Origin of the sequence: Segatella baroniae B14 (assembly GCF_022024235.1) — a bacterium.
GTDB lineage: Bacteria > Bacteroidota > Bacteroidia > Bacteroidales > Bacteroidaceae > Prevotella > Prevotella bryantii.
Genome location: NZ_CP091800.1, coordinates 49841 through 71133, shown reverse-complemented (window position 1 = coordinate 71133; position 21293 = coordinate 49841). Strand labels below are relative to the sequence as shown.

Sequence of the window (21293 nt, the reverse complement as noted above, 5' to 3'; positions counted from 1 at the left end):
TATAATTGGAGCCAACCTATTTATTACTTATTTATTCAATATTTTTGCTGACGTCGAAAGCCTGTTTGATGCGATCACCTATGCCGATGCCATCACGTAGATTACCAGCAATGGTGAGGCCGGGATAAGATTCTTGAGTGCTAATGATAGCACGTAAACGTTTGTCTGTAGATGTACTATATTGTGGTATCGCCTGTTTATGACGGAAGATTCGAATAACATCAGCCTTTTTATCTTTAGGATATTTCAACATGGTATGCAAACCGTAGTTTACGATGTGGATGAGTTCTTCATCGCTCTTTTCTACCATTTCCGGATGGCGAGCTCCACCTATGAAGTAAGCCATAGTTGCGCCTTCTTCCGGACTTCTATTGGTAAAGCAGGCTGAAGGGAAGAGAATGCCTAAAATATCTTGATGTTCTATAGAAGGAACTAATCCACCGAAGGCAGGCCAGTCATTACCATCTGTATTGCGAAGACCGACACCTATTTGTACAACAGGAGCATAGTAGAGGTAGCTAATATCGTGAATGGTTTGTTCATCGATAAAAGGCAGAACAGATGGTAAAGAATAGGCTCCACAAGTTGTTACTACTTGATTAGCGATAACGGTATGTTCCTGTCCTTCTATAGTATAGGTAGCTTGCCACAAGTCACCCTCAGGGGTTACCATGATATTATGTGCACTAGTTTGAATATGTTCTTCACCTATAGCTTTAGCTTCTGCTTCTATCAGTCGGCTGAAACCGCCATGAGCAGAGAAAACCTTCTTCGTAGCTTTTTTATCGCGTTCACTTTTATGCATTTTTGCTTTAGCGATAGAACCACGAATCCATGAGCCATAGTCTTGTTCCAATTGCCATAATTTAGGCAGAGCCAAACGGGCAGGTAACTGATATGGATTACCCGCATATACTCCCGACATAAATGGATCTACTGCATAATCGACATACGATTTTCCTAATCTACGTTCAGCCATGGCACCTACAGATTCGTTTGGATCAGTACCTTTTTTGCGCCAGGGTTCACCTAAAATGCGAAACTTATCGTACCAGGTAAAGAGCGGAGTTGCTAATGCTCCGAATAGTGTGTTAGGCAACTCATGAAATCGTTTGCCTTTCCAGATGAGTCTTCGCTTACTCGATTCTTTAGCTGTTTCCAGCGTGCAGCTTTCTCCTAACTGTTCAAAGAGTTCTGCTACTTCCGGATATTTTATTACGCCCGTATTTGGTCCGCTTTCAAAAGTGAATCCATCTATTTGCCAGCTGTGTATCTGTCCACCTATACGGTTTTCACGTTCGAGCACCAACACATTTTTATGTTTACGTGTTAGCTGGTATGCACAGGTCATGCCAGTTATTCCGGCACCTATGATAATTACATCGTATTGGGTTGTCTTCATTTAAATTGGTTTCGAAAATTTTTTGTCAGTGTGTACCATGAGTGGATCAAGAGCAGCGGCCACGTTGCGTACAAATGGATGCCCTTCGGTAGTCATAGTAATACCCTCATGGGTCAAGTTCATGATACCGTCATCTGCCATCTCTTGCAGTTGGACGGCATCATAGTGCAGGGCTGCTTTAACCTGTTCAATAGTAATACCGAGATCTTTGGCTATATGAGCCCATTGTATGCGATAATTACACATTAGTCGTTCGATAACCTCTTTTACGATGCGCTGTTCAGGTGTAAGCTGATAGCCCTTAGCTGTAGACAACGTGTCGTTTTCGGTTGCTACCAGATATTCTTCGATGCTTTTGGTATTCTGTGCATAGAAAGAGTCGAGCTGACTGATACCGGTTACACCGAATGCGTATACCTGTCCTGTGGTACGACGAGTACAGTAACCTTGGAAATTGCGGTATAGCTGACCGTTTTGCAGTGCTTGATAGAGTTCGTCTTCAGGTAGAACAAAGTGATCTAACCCGATACTTTGATACCCCGCTTCATGCAACATTTGGGCAGCCTTGTCGTACATCTGTTGTTTTACTTCAGGTTGCGGTAAGCCTATCTTCTCGAGAACTTGTTGACGCTTGAAGACCCATGGCACATGACCATAGCTAAATGTTACCAGACGTTCAGGACGAACTTCAATGGTCTTCTGTATGTCTTGTACAAACGTATCAGGTGTCTGATAAGGAAGACCATAGAGAAAGTCTGTATTAACTGTTGCACCATGTGCATGTAATATCGATACAATCTCAGGTATCGGCATCTGTGACGGTGTACGACCTACAGCTTTGAGTACCTTTTCGTCTGTATCCTGTACTCCGATACTGAATCGGGTAAAGTGGCTGTTGCACAAAGCTTCCCAGTCTGCTGCAGAGAGATAACCAGGATGACATTCGATAGCAATCTCGGGTTTTTCTATTTTTGGAAAGAGCGATAGTATGTGCTCGTTAAGTTCCTGTAATATGCTAGTCGGTAGCACCGAAGGACTACCACCGCCATAATGAATCTGACTGATAGGGCGGGTAGGGTCTAGATGTTTAGCAACAAGGTCTATCTCATGATGCAAAGCATCGACATAGCGAGCTACTTGACTTTTGTCTTGTGGCATCATATATGAATTGCATCCACAATAATGACATAGTCTACGACAAAATGGAAAATGAAAATAAAAAGACAGTTTTTTACTGCCTACTTGATTTGAATCTTCTATTGCCTTCAGATAGCTGGTACTGTCCATCGGCTCAAAATAGTTGGCTGGTGGGTAGCTTGTATAACGAGGCACAGATACGTTATATTTATTTGCTGGTATCATTATCTATTTAATCTTTTACCTGTTTTTGTATGAATAGTGATGATGAGTTGATGTCCTAGCATACAACTCCAAATACGACTGCAAATTTACAACTTTCTTGGGTATACTACAATCCTTATTTATGAGGTTTTTATAAATTAAAGGTGATAGGGTTACAAATGTTAAGGGTTTTTAAAAGACGGTTCTTATTAGGTGTGTACGCACACATTTTCTTGATTAAAATCAAGAATTGAGCTGAAAAACAGCATTTTAAAGTAAAAAAGTTGTGGAATATAAAAAGTTGCCGTATCTTTGCAACATCAAAAATAAGTTATTAGGTTATTAGATTGTTTAGGTTTTTAGTTATTAGGTTATTATTAGGTTTAAAGATTGTGATTACAATTTGTAGCGACAAAGGATAACAAAACATGCGAAACTTCGCATTTACTTTGAATTAATAAATCACAAGATAACAAAATGCTCGGAAGTGATTCCGGGCATTTTTTTTGTAATATAAGAATCCACTTGCTTTTACATGTATTATGTCATACATTTGTATGAGATATCATAGCACAAATTCTATAAGAATGGCTATGCTTATACAGGATAGTTCATAGATAGTTTTGCTTTATGATCGTGTGAAAGATTTATGAAAGCGCATGGGTAAGGTATCTATCTCTATATGTTTACTCAATTTTATCAAGTTCTTTATTTAGATGCCGACTACGAGGTTGCAGCTCGATAGAAAATGATGGCTGGTATGGCTTTCTGAAGGTGAGATGATATATGAATAAGATATTAGCTAACTAATGAATAGTATCAAACGGGTGATACCATTTGATAGCAATGCGAAGAAACAGGAAAATCTTTGGATACTGGAGACTACAAATTCAGGGACAGTATCAACAATATGTACGATTATGAATTTCAGTCTCTTGCTTCTCAAGAAATTCCTGTTCCTCTTATCACACTTTTAAATGGCTTTATTCTTTTAAATTCCTTTATTCTATAGGCATTTTAGAGAAGGTTGCGAAGTACTTTAAACAGGTATTTCGCCAAAGTTCTGCATTTTGTTCTTGCAGGTGGAGTAGATTAGCGGTGTGCTGCCATCTAGCTTCGTCAATGTAAGGCTTCATCTGTTGCCACAAGTTTTCGTAATTCTGTACAGTTTTTACACCTTTATTATAATGTGCATTGAGCTCCTGCCACATGGTACGTCCACTCGGCATACGATAGTTCCAGGCTACATGGTGGAACCATAATAAATATTCTGGTGGACAGGTAGCGAGATTGTCGTACAGTGAACGATAAGGTTCAGGATATTGGGCAGTGGCATTGGTGCCCTTGCTGCTTCGTTCGAAGCCTAAGCCATGAGCATCAGCCTTATGATAGTATACCGGGCACCATTCGATAGGATAACTAGCGATAAATCCGTCTGGCTCCGGACCATAGTGATGGTCAAAGGCCATGATATGATGCAGACCTAATGGTTCCATATAGTCTACACATGCTTCGCGAGAGCTAAGCATCATATCTAGTACAGGGGCGACAAACTGATATTTGTCAGTATAAGTCTGTATCAGCCATTCTTCGCCAATAGTTTTAGAATTGAGTGATGCATCCCAAGCTAGTCGGCCGAAGGCATACCAATTACTTTGGGCGAATGGATGACCACACCAGTTAATATGATCACCGATATTGGCCACACCGACTACACCTTTCAATCTGTTTACTGAAACAAAAGAGAAAAACTCTTGCCACATAGGAGCAAGATATACCAAATGCTTATCGTGACCTAAGTATTCCTGTGTAATCTGTAGTTCGACGGCCTGTGTTGTACGATGCATTTGGTCGAAGATGGGAGCATAGGGTTCACGTGGTTGAAAATCAAGCGGACCATTTTTGCTTTGTAATATAACGTTTTCTCTGAAAGTACCGTCGAGATCTGCAAACTCGCTGACGGCTTGTTTTACACGGTCTTCACCTTTATGTTTAGATCCATATACAAAACTACGCCAGAATACAAGTCCACCATAAGGTTTCAGTGCATCGGCAAGCATATTGGCACCCTGTGCATGAGTGCGGCCATAGTCGAATGGTCCAGGTTGACCTTCTGAATTAGCCTTTACGCAGAATCCTCCAAAGTCTGGTATTAATTTATAGATTTCTTTAGCCTTCTTGTTCCACCAGCTTATCACACGTTTATTGAGTGGGTCTGCAGTATTGGTAGCACCGAGTGCTTTTGGAGTACCAAAATTGACCGATAGGTATACGCGTAAACCATAAGGACGGAGTATATTGGCAATGTGTGCAACACTGTCGAGATAGGTATGTGTAAGCATTTTAGGTGATGCGTTTACATTATCGAGTACAGTGCCGTTGATACCTACCGAAGCATTGGCGCGAGCATATTCTTTTAGACGTGTATCATATGCCTCACCTTTGATAGGAGAATTCCAAAAAATACTCTTTCCTGCATAACCTCGTTCGATACTTCCGTCGAGATTATCCCAGTGGTTAAGTATACGATACTTACTTTTAGGTGTACTCTTCAGTATTATACCCTTAGCCGTACCTCGCACAGTTTGCTCGCGCAACAAGGCATAGGCACCATAGAGTAGACCAGACTCTGTTGAGGCTTTCAAGGTCTTTCCATCGAAGGTATATCCTTCAGGAGCGACAATATTCTGGCTAACCAATTGCAGATTTATCGCTTGGCCTAGCCAGTAATTTCGCAGTTCACGACAAGCTGTATTCAGTATTTCTCCACCTTGGGGAGCGTTCACTTGTGCATGTGTCTGCTGATAGCGTAGCCAGAGTTGATGACCATCTTCTGCCGATGCACCAAGACATAATATCAAGGTAATAATAAGAACTAATGTCTTTTTCATTTTAGATTGTTTAAAGTGATAGTGCAAAGGTAGGGATAATTTTGTAAATTTTAGGTTATCTGTATATAGCGATATTTTGTTATTTGTATCTAAAACTTTGCAAAACGTTTCTTTTACACCTTTTCAAGGTATCAATGAAACAAATGATAAAGCAATAGAAACGTATCGCAAATGATTTTTGTAGAGAAATACTTATTTTTGCATCGATAAATAATTACAAGTGTTATCATATGATGACGCCAATGACGAAAAAACCTAAACAAAATGAATACACGTAGATTATTAGTTAAGTTGTTATTCTTAGCCTGTGCCTGTCCAGCTATAGCGCAAAACACAAGTTGGGTGGGCACGTGGGCTTCTGCCAGCGAATGGGCTGGGGGAAATGACCTGCCAAAAACATCTTTGGCCAATCGTACCATTCGACAGGTTATCCGTACTTCGATAGCAGGTAATACATTTCGTATGAAACTCTCTAACGAGTTTAGTGAAGTTCCTGTCGAAATTCGCCAAATTTATCTGTCCCTGGTTGATGACTCCTCGGCTATTCAGAAAAACACGAGTGTTGTGCTTCGAGTGAAAGGAAAACACAGCTTTACTATTGAAAAGGGTAAAGCCCTTTATACTGATGCCTTTAAGATGAATATTCCTAAACTCTCTAGAGTTGCGGTAACCATATGTTACGGCAATCAGGTGCCTGAACATATGACTTCACATCGTGGGTCTCGAACAACTTCTTATATCGCTCAGGGTATGGTTTCTCCAAAACAGACTTTTAAGACAGAGGAGAAACTTGACCATTGGTATACCATGGCAACACTTGAAACAAAGAGTGATAAGCAGGATGCTATTGCTATCTTGGGTAATAGTATTACTGATGGACGTGGTACAACAACTAATGCCCAAAACCGTTGGCCCGATAGAATGGCCGAGGCATTGAATGGTGAAACAGGTGTACTCAATCTCGGTATTGGCGGTAACTGTGTCGTAGAATATGGTATAAGTGAACCTGCATTGAAACGATTCGACCGAGATATTCTTTCTCAGCAGGGTATCAGTAGCGTGGTTATCTTTGAAGGTACTAATGATATAGGTATAAGTAACAAAAATTACGAACATGTTGCTGATACGCTTATTGCTTCTTATCGAGTGCTTGCCTCGCGTGCTAAGGCAAAGGGACTTAAGGTATATGGAGCAACGATTACTCCTACTAAAGGTAACGGCTGGTATTCACTGTGGCATGAGGCTATCCGCCAAACAGTAAATGAATGGATTCGTCAGACGGATGTCTTTGATGGTGTTATCGATTTCGATAAGGCTGTACGTGATCCGAAGGATGAACAGCAGTTGCTGCCTGCTTATTCTGAAGACGGACTTCATTTGAATCCTGAAGGATATCGTGTTATGGGAGAATTTGCAGCATCTTTTTTTAAAAATCTTAAAAACAAATAATCATGAATAACCCAAGCGAAATGAATGGTTTTTACCATTTGAATTGGCTCCAGCGCATCGGTTTCGGATCGGGCGACTTAGCACAGAATTTGATCTTTCAGGTAACCTGTATGTATCTTCTGTTCTTCTATACCGATATCTATGGACTTGATGCTACCGACGTGAGCCTTATGTTTTTAATCGGTAATATTGCTAATGTAATCTGGGATCCTGTAGTCGGTACTCTTGTGGATAAAAGTAATCCTAAGCTAGGTAAATATCGTGCCTACCTTGTGTTTGTGGGTATCCCGTTGACGGGCTTCTCTATCCTTTGTTTCTATGATGGTTTTGCACCGTCACTACTTTATGCGTATTTTACGTATATTGGTATGACCTTATTGTATACCTTTATTAATGTACCTTATGGTGCACTCAATTCATCGCTTACTCGTGATACGAATGAGATAACAGTACTTACATCTGTTCGTATGTTTATGGCTAACTGTGGCGGCTTGGCTGTAGGTTCTGGTCTACCATTGCTCATTGCGTTCTTTGCTGTTTCAGAGGGTGATGCATTGCCAAAAGATCCACATGCATGGCTTATTACGATGTCGATATATGGTGTGGTGGGTCTTTTGTTGCTTTTCTTCTGTTTCTCACAGTGTAAGGAACGTGTGGTAATGGATGCTAAAGACAGTGAAGATGTTAAGGTGAGCGATTTAGTAACTGAGTTCGTACGCAACCGTCCACTTCGTGTTATCGCCTTTTTCTTTATCACAGCCTTCTCTATGATGAGTATTGGCAATGCAGCAGGTGCATACTTCATGAATAGTAATCTGCATGGCACTCCAGCCCAATTGTCTACTTTTATGGGCCTGGGTTCTATTCCTGCATTTATTTTTATGCCATTAGTGCCAGCTATTAAGCGTGCTATTGGAAAGAAAAATATGTTTTATGCTTTTCTTGGTGTTGCCATTGTTGGTATGGCTATCCTTTATTTTGTAGCCAAGATGGATCATCCAAGTATGATTCTTATCTATATTGCCCAATTTATCAAGAGTACGGGTGTTATTGTTGCTACGGGGTATATGTGGGCTTTGGTTCCAGAGGTTATTTCGTTTGGAGAATATACTAGTGGCAAGCGTATCGCTGGTATCGTCAATGCACTTACCGGTCTTTTCTTCAAAGCAGGTATGACCATCGGTAGTGTGGTCGCTCCTTTTGTACTCAACTATGTACATTATAATAAGGATAGTATTAACCAAACGCCGTTAGCTCAAGAGGGTATTCTCTGGTTGGTATGTGTTATCCCTGCAGCCCTACTTCTTTTGGCCATGTTTATTATTTCAAAGTATGAACTGACAGATGAGAAGATAGACGAAATCAATAGGGCGATAGAAATGAAAAATCAGCAAAACTAACCTATATATACATAAATTAATAGTAGAAAAAATGAGAAAGCTAACACAATTTTGCCTTGGCCTTATGTTGCTGCCAATAGCAGCAGTTGCTCAAAATCAGCCTACGATGAAGGATGTCTTAGGTAAATACTTCTTGGTCGGAACAGCACTTAATAGTCATCAGATTTGGACGCATGATCCCAAAATCGTTCATGCTATAACTGATAATTTTAATTCGGTTGTCGCTGAAAATTGTATGAAAGGTGAGATTATTCATCCAGAAGAGGATTATTATGATTGGCATGATGCTGACCAGTTGGTTAAATTTGCGGAACAGCATAAGATGACAGTTCATGGCCACTGTTTGGTTTGGCACTCACAGGCTCCAAAATGGATGTTTACCGATAAGGAAGGTAAAGAAGTTACCCGTGAGGTGCTCATCGACCGTATGTATCATCACATTACTAATGTCGTTAAGCGATATAAAGGTAAAATCAAGGGTTGGGATGTCGTTAACGAGGCTATCCTTGATAATGGTGAATATCGTCAGTCTCCTTATTATAAGATCATTGGTCCTGATTTTATCAAGCTTGCATTTATTTTTGCTCATCAGGCAGATCCTGATGCAGAATTGTATTATAATGACTATTCGATGTCTATTCCTGCTAAGCGTAATGCTGTAGTCAAACTGGTTAAGGAGTTGAAAGCTGCAGGATGTCGTATTGATGCTGTAGGTATGCAGAGCCATAACGGTTTTAACTATCCTAATCTTGAGGATTATGAAAATTCTATCAAGGCTTTCATTGCTGCAGGTGTAGATGTTCAGTTTACAGAACTCGATGTCAATATGCTACCTAATCCTAAGAGCTTTGGTGGTGCAGAGATTAGCCAGAACTATAAGTATAATAAGGAACTTAATCCATATGTAAATGGGTTGACTAAAGCTGCTCAGAAGACTTTCGATCAGCAGTATCTGTCATTCTTTAAGATTTATCGTAAGTATGTAGATCATATTAAGCGTGTAACGCTTTGGGGTGTGGACGACGGAAGCAGCTGGCTGAATGGTTGGCCTGTGCCTGGTCGTACCAACTATGGTCTGCTTATCGACCGCAACTACAAGGTAAAACCTGTGGTTAAAGAAATTATCAAACTTTATGAGTAAAGCATGGTTGCTCTTTGAATAGGGTGATATTGCTATACTCAAAGAGCATTCCGATTTGTTAATTCTAAATATTTATAAGCAAATGAAGGCAAAATACGTGTTTCCAAGTGATTATATGGCAGACCCTGCTGCCAACGTGTTTGATGGTAAACTCTATATCTATCCTAGTCACGACTATGATAGTGGTGAGTGTTTTGATGATGATGGTGGTCATTTCCAGATGAAAGACTATCATGTACTCTGTATTGATGGTGATCCAATGGAACAGGATGCCAAGGACTGTGGTAAACAGTTTGGTATCGAGGATATCCCATGGGTAGAGAAGCAGTTGTGGGATAACGACTGTGTAGAGAAGGATGGTAAATACTATCTTATCTATAGTGCCAAGGATTATACCGGTGTGTTTCATCTTGGTGTAGCAGTAGCCGATAAACCTGAGGGACCATTTGTGCCAGAAGCAGATCCTATTCGTGGTTCGTATAGTATCGACCCATGCGTTTTCAAGGATGATGATGGTGAAATTTATGTGTATTTTGGTGGTATCTGGGGTGGTCAGCTCCAATGGTACAAGGATAATAAGATGCTAAAGGCTGAACACTTGCCTGAGGGTAAGGAAGATCCACTTCCTTCTAGAGTTGCTCGTATGACCGGTGATGTTAAGCAGTTTGCTGAGGCTCCACGTGCTGTCATTATCGTAGACGAGACAGGTAAACCTTTACCAGCAGACGATCCTCACCGTTTCTTCGAGGCTTCATGGATGCACAAATATAATGGAAAGTATTATTTTAGTTATAGTACTGGAGATACACATTTACTCTGCTACGCTGTAGGCGATAATCCTTATGGTCCATTTACTTACCAGGGTGTTATTCTTGAACCAGTTGTAGGTTGGACTACTCATCATTCTATTGTAGAATATAAAGGCAAGTGGTATCTTTTCCATCACGACTGTGTACCTTCTAATGACACTACTTGGTTACGTTCTTTGAAGGTAGCTGAGTTGGAATATGACGCTGAAGGTCATATCAAGACAGTAAAATAAAGATTCATATTTCTTCCTGAAAGTTTTTTTGAAACCTAAAATATAATAAGCAAATCTTTAATAATAATATAAACGCAAGCGTGCGAATATGAGCGTAAAATGGGGGACTCTTCACGGAGCCCCCCATTATTTTTTCCCTGTTTATTCTTTATTTCTGATGTTCTCGGATATAGTCTCTAGGACTCATACCGTACATACTCTTAAACATAGTAGAGAATGACGCCAAATTACTGAATCCGCAGGCATACATCACTTCAGTTACGTTATGGCCAGGTTCTCTTAGAAGTCTAGCAGCCTGACGGATACGTGTATTGCGGATAAATCCGTGTGGAGTTTGGTTAGTGAGTTCTTTCATCTTGCGATAGAGATGAACTCGACTTAAACCTACTTTTTCGGCCAGCATATCAACATTCAAGTCACTGTTAGTAAGGTTCTTGTTAATTTCCTCGACAATCATCTCTATGAGACGATCATCGGCAGAGTTGAGCTTTAACTGTTTTAGTTTTTCTTCTTGAGTCTCTTGTCCGCCCAGTTTGTTCATGAGAGTACGACGCTGACGAATCAGGTTGAAAACTTGACTCTTTAACAAGTCGATATTAAAAGGTTTTACCATGTAGGCATCAGCACCAGTATCGATACCCTTCAATTTATCTTCATCGCTATTCTTGGCAGTAAGCAGAATGATAGGGATAGCATTCGTATTGGTATTATCACGCAGACGTTTGCAGAGGGTAATACCATCCATTACAGGCATCATGACATCACTGATGATAAGTTGAGGCTGCTGACGAATAGCTGCAGAAAGTGCATCTTTTCCGTTGGCAAAAGTGCTTACATCAAATTCCCTGCGAAACTGTTCTTTCAGATAAGTAGCGATTTCAAAATCATCTTCGACGACAAATATCGATATTTTCTGTACTTCATTTTCTTGTTTAGTATTGTTGTCTGATTCGATAGGTTTTGTCGTATTTGATTTTTCATTTGCAGAAGCGTTTGTATCAGTTGTGGAGTTGCTGGTTGGCAGAATGATATTGGCATCATCGTCCATTTTGTTGGCATGAACGGCTACTTGTATTGCAGGAATATCCCAAATCGTATTTATATTATCGGTATTCTCTAATACTTCTGCGCTTTCATACGTTTCGCTTTCTGTATCTTGTGTATCATTAATCAGTTCAGCTTCGCTCAAATGTTCTTTGCCAAGTGGCAACGTGATGTTAAATTCGCATCCTTTGCCGTCTGCATTGTTATGAACGCTGATAGTTCCATAATGCAATTCTACGAGTGATCGGGTAAGATCGAGACCTATACCTGTACCAATCTTGCGGTCATTGCTTTTTACATTAGCCTGGTAGAAGCGATCGAAGATATGTTTAATCTGATCATCAGGAATTCGTTCACCATTGTCATAGAAGGCAATCTCTGCCTCCTTATCGTTGTGGGTAAGTCTAATTTCAATCTTACCGCCAGCATAGGTATATTTAAAGGCATTTGAGATGATATTAACCAAAACCTTATCAAAATTGTTGCGGTCTATCCACATATATAGCTGTTCTGAATCGTGCTCAAAACTAAAGTCGATATTCTGCATCTTAGCTTGTTCGATAAAGAGCGCATATACATCAGAGATAAACTTCACCATATCCGTTTTGCGCATATTCATAGCCATGAGTCCGCGGTCAATTTTACGTAAGTCCATAATCTGGTTAATCAGATGGAGAATACGTACCGCATTTTTTTGAATAGTGCGATAAGTAGCATGGCGTGATGGGTCAGTATCACTCTGTAATAATTGTTGCAGAGGACTGATAATCAGCGTCATAGGAGTTCGTATATCGTGACTGATATTAATAAAACTCTTGAGGCGAGACTCGTTAAGTTCTTCTTGATGCTTGTTTTCTTCGATAAGTTTCTCCTCATGTAGTTTACGTTGACGGTACTTGTGATATACTTTCAAGAGACAGAGTAGAATGATCAGATAACCGAAATAGGCCCAGTTACTGCGATACCAAGGGGCATTTACCTCGATGGTAAATTCTCGAATCGGTGTAGATTTGTCGTTAAGACAAGCTTTCACACGGATATGATAAGTTCCTGGAGAAAGATGATTAAAGGCGAGCTCATTGCTACCATGGCTTAATTCTACCCAATCTTCGTTGTTGATACTGTAGAGATATACAATGTTATCTGGTTCATCGTAGGTGAGAGTGGATAGGTGAATGGCGAAAGAATTGTCTTCGTAGTTAAATTCAAATTCCGTGTCATCAGGATTCACGCTTTGCTCGTTGTTACCGATAGAGATGGTAGAAACCTTGATCGTAGCATTCCATGGTTGTTGCTTAATACTATCTACGTGAAACCAGGTAACTCCGCCTGAACCACCAAGATAGATGGTCTTACGATCAGGTGTGATATATGATGCCTGATTAGAGAACTCGTTGCCCTGCAGTACTTTATCAGAGTAATAGTATTTGGTTTTGCCAGTCTTCGGATGCATACAACAGAGGCCATGGTCGGTGGTAATCCATAAGTTGCCATGATAGTCTTGTTCCATGCTGGCTACACCATTATCAGGGAGTCCATCGTCGATGGTAAGTACTTTTTTCTTACGAGTTTTCAGATTATAGATATATAGACCTACATTAGTACCCATGTATACATTTCCGTCTTTGTCTTCGCGTATAAAGCGAGAGAAGATGTCATAATCAGGACAGTTGGTACCTAGGGCAGAAGTCCAACTTTTCTTCTTTTTGTCGTATATAGCCAATCCTGTAGAGGTAGCTGTATATATATATTGGTTATTATGTGATACAGCCAGACCACTGATATAATCATTTATCAGACAGTTGAGCTGTTTATTTTCCTTAGCTCTAATGTTTGATTTGAATTGTTTTTTCTGCTTAGTGTCAGGGTTGTAGCATATTAGTCCCTGTCCGCTTGTTCCTATCCATATATTACCTTCTTGATCGCTATCTAAGCCGAAAATGCTGATATTGTCACCAATATTTAGGTTGACAGCATGCCAGATGCCACCTTCGTCGATATAGCCCAATCCTTGTTGATAACTACCAATCCAGATACGATGTTTCGCATCTTCATGCATGATAATGATAGTGCCTGGCACATTGGTGTAATGCTTGATAAGATGCATCTGTGAATCGAGTTGGTATAGATGATCCTTATCTGTTCCTACCCATACGTGGTGTTTGCTATCTACAAGTATAGCGCTTATACAGTTGAAACCGATAACATTTTTAGGACCAAGTTTCTGGCCCATATAGCAGAATTCGTTGGGACGGCAAGGCGACATAAATACACCTTTTTGGAAAAGACCGAGCCAGATATTATGGTTATGATCTTCTAGGATAGAGTATACTTTAGTTTGGTTTAGATAGATATCTTTACAATAATAGGGATTCGATAAGAGTAAATCGTGTTTAGGCTGATAGATATAGACTCCGGCACCATCGGTACCGATGAAGATTTCACCTTTTTGGTTCACATTCAGGTCGGATATTGGCAGATTACCTACAGCCTTTACCTGATGGAAATCATGTTCATTTGGTCTTTTTAGCCATAAGCCTTGATCATGAAGCGAAACCCAAACATTGCCCAATTTGTCGCATATGACATCGCTCAGGGCCGATCTCTGGTTAGAAGACTTAAAATATTGTTGTTTTATTTGGTTATTTCGAATAACAAAGAGCCCCTTTGTAGTTGTAGCTACCCAGAGGTTTTTCTGATTATCTTCAGCAAAGTGGAGGGGATAATTCAGTCTTTTGTCGTGATTGATAATTTCAGCTTTATCATTGTCAAGCAATTGCATAATGCCAAAGCCTGAAGAAGCAGCGATAACTTTACCGTTGCTGAGTTGTAAAATATCTGTAAAGTATGTATGTATCGGCTTACCAAAGCGATCGTAGAGTTCATAGGTTATGAATTTGCCATCTTTATAGCGTTGTACGGTAGTGTTGCCACCGATATAAAGATTGCCTTCTCGATCTTGATCGATACAGTTGATATAGTTACTTTCTATGCCACTATCGTTAATACCTTTTTTGAAAGTTTTAAATTGGTATCCGTCGTAACGCATCAAACCATTACGGGTAGCAATCCAAATAAATCCGTCGCGATCCTGAAATATTTCATTCACGTAACTATTACATAACATATCGTCTGTTGTGAAAATTCGTCCAACTTGGGCATGGAGCGACAAACTCATCCAGAGCAGTATAGTTGATACTAGGTATTTCATGTTAGTTAGGTTTTTTTTAAGTCCTTTTACTCATGAGGTTCATTTATGTTGCAAATATAAGCTTTATTTTCGAGAAAGTACCATTTTTTGCCGTTTTTCTGCGCTTATGTAACGTAATACAAAGTTTTTGTTACTTCAAAAAAAATATTCTAAAGTATTAGACACATTATACAAAATAAGTTTCGTAGAATAGTCTTATCTTTGCAGTGTTAATGTTTAATGAGATGTATCTTTTGTTCTCATGCGATTATCAATCTTTTGATTTGTTATTATGAAAAATAAAAACCGTATTCTGAAGTATCTTATGTTAGCCTTGGGGCTATTACCTTCATCGGCTATGGCACAAGCTGATCCTAATTTTTATATTTACCTCTGTTTTGGCCAGTCGAATATGGAGGGTAATGCCAAAATTCAGCCTCAAGATTTGCTATCTATAGATTCTCGCTTTCAGATGATGGCAGCTGTAGACAATCCTGCGATGAATCGCAAGATGGGGGAATGGTCGGTAGCAGTCCCTCCGTTGTGTCGTCCGAATACGGGTTTGACTCCTGTTGATTATTTTGGTCGTACTCTTGTAAAATATCTTCCTAATAATATTAAGGTAGGTGTTATTCATGTTGCTATCGGAGGTTGTAAGATAGAAGCATACATGACTGATTCTATTGGGAATTATGTCAAGACGGCTCCCGACTGGATGGTACCAATGCTTGCTGCTTATGATAATAATCCTTATCAGCGTATCGTTACGCTGGCTCGTAAAGCGCAAAAGCAGGGTGTAATTAAAGGTATCCTTCTGCATCAAGGAGAAAGTAATTGTGGACAGGAGGATTGGCCGGTTAAGGTAAAATCTGTATATGATCATCTTTTGAAGGACTTGTCTCTAAAAGCAGAAGATGTGCCTTTGTTAGCAGGTGAGGTGGTACGAGCTAATGGAGGGGGACGATGTATCTCGATGAATCCGATTATCAATCGTCTGCCTGAGGTTATTCCGACAGCCCATGTCATTTCTTCCGAAGGATGTTCTAATGCAAGTGATTCTCTACACTTTGATGCAGCCGGTTATCGTATGTTAGGTAAACGGTACGCATATGAGATGCTTCACCTGATGGGTCAAGATGTGGTTGTCAAGAATCCGATGCTATGGGCAGATGTTCCTGATCCTGATGTAATTCGTGTCGGTGAATACTATTATTTAGTAAGCACAACGATGCATCTTATGCCAGGTGCACCTGTGATGCGTTCTAAAGATTTTCAAAACTGGGAAACCGTAAGCTATATCTTTGATAAGTTGACTGATTCTCCAAAATATAATATGGAGAAAGGTACGGTGTATGGTCGAGGTCAATGGGCTACTTCTCTGAAATATCATAAAGGTAAATTCTATGCACTCTTTGCTCCTAATGATAATCCTGGTGGTGATACCTATATATATAGTGCAGATAAAGCCGAAGGAGAATGGAAACTGGTGAGTCGTATGAAGCATTTCCATGATGCATCGCTTTTTTTCGATGATGATGATCGTGTATATGTGGTTTATGGTACCGGTCAAATCTGTGAATTGAAGAGTGATTTAAGTGGTGTTATTCCAGGTACAGATCGTATTCTCTTTAAGCGTGAAGCTGATGAAACGGGACTTCTTGAAGGAAGTCGAATGGTAAAGCATGACGGCAAGTATTATCTTACCATGATATCTTGGCCTGCTGGTAAGGCTCGCCATCAGGTATGCTATCGTATGGACAGTCTGAATGGACCTTTGGAGAAAAAAACAATACTACTTAGTTCTTTTGGCGGATTCCCATACGTAGGGCAGGGTACTATCGTAGATGGTGCTGATGGTAACTGGTATGGTATTATATTTCAGGATCGTGGTGGAGTAGGACGTGTACTTACATGTATGCCATGTCGATGGATAGATGGTTGGCCAATGCTTGGCGATGAGAATGGTCATGTACCTACTTATATGGTAAAGCCTGTGCTTGGTGAAGCTGTTAAAACCATTTATGCTTCAGATGAATTTGAAGGTTCTGAGCTGAACAAAGCGTGGCAGTGGAATCATAACCCTATTGATCATGCCTGGAAGGTTGGTAATGGTAAACTTACGCTCAAAGTGGCTCGCATAGCTCATTCTATTTATGATGCACCAAATACCATAAGTCAGCGTACTATGGGTCCTAAGAGTAGTGTATCTGTGCAAGTTGATGTGAAGCATTTGAAGAGAGGTGATTATGCCGGTCTGGCTGTCTTCAATGATGATGGTGCTTTACTTCAGATAGAAAAGACGGCTTTGGGTTATCGCTTGAGTCAGAAAACTACTTCTGTACAGTTGGGCCAGAAAGATAAGGAGATTCAGGATTATAAAGAAGAAAGTCATGGTCAACTTGAATTTGTTAAGGATAACATATGGTTGAAGATTAATGCAGATTTCCGACCTGGTAAGGATATTGCGACATTTGAGTATAGTTTGGATGGTAAGACGTGGAAGACAATTGGTCTACCTTTCAAGATGGGTTATGATTATCGTCGCTTCTTTATGGGTGCCCGTTTTGCCTTATTCAACTATGGCACAAAGGTCAAGGGCGGTAAAGCTGAATTCAAGCATTTCTGTTATAACGTAAATGATATGCGATAAATATATATGTTTTGTTTATATTAATAGGGTAACTTAGAAAATCTTATATTAAAACCGACTTGTGGCGTCTCTGATTCTTTTATGAGTTAGGGACGTCTTTTTTTTCTGAATTTAGTTGATATGAACCGTCTGTGTTTTTTGCTTATTTAGAGTTGATATACCAGATTGTATCAGATATGTAAATTTTGAAGCATGTTATATCTGATAGATAATCAACATATTTATCTCTTTACTTTTGGTCGATTTGAAAACGCTTGGCAGAAACATAGTGTTTGTGCTGTGAAAACATAGTGTTTATACGATGAAAACATAGTGTTTAGATTGTAATAACATCATGTTAGTCAGTTCAAGTGTATGTTTTTACCCATTATTAGCTATGTTTTTTCACAGACACACATACCTGTTATTGTGTTTTTTTACCATCAATAGTGTTACATATGATAAAGTTTATGTAACGTAGTCAAAAGTATTTAACATATTTTGCACAAAAATACGTCATGCAAACACTTTGGAACATAGTACAAAATACACTTAACCTTATTATACTATTTTTGCGCTAATTATTAATGTGTTTTAATAAATGAACCTAAACTTAATAATCGAATGAAGAAAGTAAACAGACTTCTGCAGACTACTCTTTTCTCTGCAGTTCTTGTGTCAGCACCTTTACAGGTTATGGCACAACAGACTACAGTGAAGGGTTCCGTGTCTGATTCGAAAGGTGAACCGTTGATTGGTGTTACTGTCATGATGAAGGGACATACTAACATTGCAACAGTCACTGACATGGATGGTAACTTCGTTCTTTCTGTTCCTAACCCTAAAGCAGTGCTTGAATTCTCTTACGTAGGTATGCAGAATGCAAAGGTAGAACTGAAAGGTCGTCAGACCATCAAGTTAACAATGCACGACGATGAGCATACTATGGATGAGGTCATCGTAGTAGGTTATGGCCAGCAGAAAAAAGCTTCTGTTGTCGGCTCTATTACTCAGACGAGTGGTAAGACATTGGAGCGTGCGGGTGGTGTTAGCTCTATTGGTGCTGCTTTGACAGGTAACCTTCCTGGTGTAGTAACGATGAGTAGTACAGGTATGCCAGGTGAAGAAGATCCAAAAATCGTTATCCGTGGTGTTTCTTCTTGGAACAATTCAGAACCTTTAGTCTTGGTAGATGGTATCGAACGACCAATGAATAGCGTGGACATCAGTTCTGTACAGAATGTATCTGTATTGAAGGATGCTTCAGCTACCGCTGTTTATGGTGTGCGTGGTGCTAATGGTGTTATCCTTATTACTACTAAGCGTGGTCAAGAGGGTAGAGCTAAGATTGAAGTAGGTATGAACATGACGCTTAAAACTGCTTCAAAGTTACCTGGTACTCTCCATAGTGCCGATGCGCTAACTATCCGTAATCAGGCAGCTCAGCAGGAATTGGGTCTAAAGCCTGAATCTTGGGGCAAGGTGCTTCCTCTCGATTTTATCGATAATTATCGTAATGGTGTAGATCCTGAGCGTTATCCAGATGTAGACTGGCAGAGTGAAGTGTTTAAATCTACTGCTATGGCTTACAATCCACACATTAATGTAAGTGGTGGTACTAAGTATGTTAAGTATTTTGCAGCTGTAGATTATTTGCATGAAGGTGACCTCTTTAGAGAGTGGGATAACAATCGTGGTTATCAGGCTGGTTATGGTTATAACCGTATCAATGTTCGTAGTAACCTCGATTTTAAGTTGACTAAGACCACTCAGTTAGCGATGAATCTTTCTGGTAGCCATGGTGTACGTAAGGGTCCTTGGGAAACAGCTACAGGTTCTTTCGGTGAGTCTCAGTTATGGCAGGCTGCTTATAGTGCTCCTCGCGATGCATTCCAGCCTCGTTATAGCGATGGTACTTGGGGTTATTATCCTGCCGATTCTCAGGGTGCTCCTAACTCTATCCTTAACTTGGCTCTCTCTGGTGTAGAAAAGCATACGACTACTCGTATCAATACAGACTTCACTTTGAATCAGGATTTGAGTTTCATTACGAAGGGCTTGCGTTTCTCTGCACAGATAGCTTGGGATAACGTTTTCCAGGAGGATGGTCGTGGTATCAATGACTTGTATCACAATGCTCAGATGAAGTGGATTAACCCAGAAACAGGAGCTGTATCTTATAAGGAACAGCAGAATGGTTTGACTAACTTCGATTTCCAGGAGGGTATTCTTTGGACTACTGCGGGTGGTGCCGTCAGCAACTGGTTAACACAGCGTAACCTGAATTATAAGGGTCAGTTGTTTTATGCTAACAAGTTTGGCAAGCACGATGTGTCTGCCATGGGTGTATTCGAGCGTTCAGAGCGTTCTGTAGGTAGTGAGTTTACTCATTATCGTGAAAACTGGGCTTTCCGTACTACCTATAATTATGACAGCCGTTATTTCTTGGAGTTGAATGCAGCTTATAATGGTTCAGAGCAATATGGTCCTGACTATCGTTTTGATTTCTTCAAGTCTGGTGCTGCTGGTTATACCATTAGCGAGGAAAAATTCTTCAAGCCATTGCGCAAGGTGGTTGATATGTTGAAATTCCGCTATAGCTATGGTGAGGTCGGTGATGATGGTGCAAACCTCGGCCGCTGGTTGTATGCTACACAGTGGCAAATCCAAGGCGGTGACCCTGGTCATGGTAAGGCTCAGTTGAGTATCGATGATACAGAGAGTCATTATCAAGTATATAAAGAGGCTAAACTCGGTAACCCTAATATTCACTGGGAGAAATCTACGAAGCAAAACTTTGGTATCGATTATGGCTTCTTCGGTGGTTTGGTTACAGGTAATATCGACTTCTTCGTTGATAATCGTAAAGACGTATTGATTCCTGGTGATAGACGTGCTATCCCAACTTACTTCGGTGCAAGTGCTCCTGCAGCTAACTTGGGTAAGGTGCGTTGTACTGGTTATGAAATCGAACTTCGTCTAAACAAGAACTTTGGTGCTCATCATGTCTACGGAAACTTCAGTATGACTCATGCTACCAATAAGGTTCTTAGTTACGATGATCCTAAGCTCTATCCAGCATACAAGAAGACTCAGGGCTTTGCTATCGGACAGGATCATGCTAACCTTACCAGTGGCTTTGCCAAGACTTGGGACGATGTTATTGGTATTACACAGTATAATACCAACGATAATCAGAAGATGCCAGGTCAGTATGATGTACTCGACTATAATGCTGATGGTGTTATCGATGATAATGACTCTGCACCTTATGGTTATACAGGTACTCCACAGAATACTTATAATGCGATGATTGGTTGGACCTGGAAAGGTTTCGACGTTTACGTACAGTTCTATGGTGTAACCAATGTTAGTCGTTATGTAGGTTTCAACTCATTAAATAAGAACCTGAATACAGTATTTGATGAAGGTTCATTCTGGACCAAGTACAATCAGGATGCTGATGCACCAATGCCACGTCTGAACTCTACACCAAGTTTCTACGAAGGTACACGCTTCCACTACGATGGTAGTTTCGTTCGTCTTAAGAACGCACAGATCAGCTATACCTTCACCCAGCCATGGGTAAAGAATTTGGGTCTTACTAGTATTCAGCTCTATCTGAACGGTAACAACCTTTGGGTATGGAGCCGTATGCCAGATGACCGTGAAAGCAACTACGCAGGTACTGGTCTTGCTTCTCAGGGTGCTTATCCTACAGTTAAGCGTTTCAACCTGGGACTTAAAATTAACTTGTAATAATA

General features: G+C 40.2%; 10 protein-coding genes. 6 read left to right on the top strand and 4 right to left on the bottom strand.

Features of this window, described 5'->3' with window-relative positions:
* Window positions 1–31: 31 nt before the first annotated feature.
* From hemG to L6469_RS10600, 3 genes are all read right to left on the bottom strand, one after another.
* Window positions 32–1402 (bottom strand): protoporphyrinogen oxidase, encoded by a 1371-nt coding sequence (gene hemG, locus L6469_RS10610; protein WP_006281627.1) that lies wholly within the window; start codon window positions 1400–1402, stop codon window positions 32–34.
* Window positions 1403–2764 (bottom strand): oxygen-independent coproporphyrinogen III oxidase, encoded by a 1362-nt coding sequence (hemN, locus tag L6469_RS10605; protein WP_006281626.1) that lies wholly within the window; start codon window positions 2762–2764, stop codon window positions 1403–1405.
* Between the two features lie 980 nt (window positions 2765–3744).
* Window positions 3745–5634, bottom strand: coding sequence for an alpha-glucuronidase (locus L6469_RS10600; RefSeq protein WP_006281625.1), 1890 nt, complete (start codon window positions 5632–5634; stop codon window positions 3745–3747).
* A 264-nt stretch (window positions 5635–5898) separates the two neighbouring features.
* Here L6469_RS10600 and L6469_RS10595 point away from each other — a divergent pair, with 264 nt between their 5' ends.
* The 4 genes from L6469_RS10595 to L6469_RS10580 all read left to right on the top strand — a co-directional run bounded on the left by L6469_RS10595 (window position 5899) and on the right by L6469_RS10580 (window position 10666).
* Window positions 5899–7083 carry an SGNH/GDSL hydrolase family protein gene (locus L6469_RS10595; protein ID WP_039869725.1) on the top strand — a complete coding sequence of 395 codons (1185 nt, stop codon included), beginning with the start codon at window positions 5899–5901 and terminating at the stop codon, window positions 7081–7083.
* A 2-nt stretch (window positions 7084–7085) separates the two neighbouring features.
* Window positions 7086–8483 (top strand): MFS transporter, encoded by a 1398-nt coding sequence (locus L6469_RS10590; protein ID WP_006281623.1) that lies wholly within the window; start codon window positions 7086–7088, stop codon window positions 8481–8483.
* A 31-nt stretch (window positions 8484–8514) separates the two neighbouring features.
* On the top strand, window positions 8515–9624 hold the full coding sequence (locus L6469_RS10585; protein WP_039869723.1) for an endo-1,4-beta-xylanase: 1110 nt from the start codon (window positions 8515–8517) through the stop codon (window positions 9622–9624).
* A gap of 82 nt (window positions 9625–9706) precedes the next feature.
* Complete coding sequence (locus L6469_RS10580; protein WP_006281621.1) at window positions 9707–10666, top strand: glycoside hydrolase family 43 protein; 960 nt, start codon at window positions 9707–9709, stop codon at window positions 10664–10666.
* 148 nt (window positions 10667–10814) lie between these two features.
* On the opposite strand, the gene L6469_RS10575 is transcribed toward L6469_RS10580, so the two are convergent.
* On the bottom strand, window positions 10815–14921 hold the full coding sequence (locus L6469_RS10575; protein ID WP_039869720.1) for a hybrid sensor histidine kinase/response regulator transcription factor: 4107 nt from the start codon (window positions 14919–14921) through the stop codon (window positions 10815–10817).
* 271 nt (window positions 14922–15192) lie between these two features.
* Here L6469_RS10575 and L6469_RS10570 point away from each other — a divergent pair, with 271 nt between their 5' ends.
* Both L6469_RS10570 and L6469_RS10565 read left to right on the top strand, forming a co-directional pair.
* On the top strand, window positions 15193–17550 hold the full coding sequence (locus L6469_RS10570) for a family 43 glycosylhydrolase (RefSeq protein WP_006281619.1): 2358 nt from the start codon (window positions 15193–15195) through the stop codon (window positions 17548–17550).
* Window positions 17551–18153: 603 nt separating this feature from the next.
* Window positions 18154–21288 carry a SusC/RagA family TonB-linked outer membrane protein gene (locus L6469_RS10565; protein ID WP_006281618.1) on the top strand — a complete coding sequence of 1045 codons (3135 nt, stop codon included), beginning with the start codon at window positions 18154–18156 and terminating at the stop codon, window positions 21286–21288.
* Window positions 21289–21293: the final 5 nt, after the last annotated feature.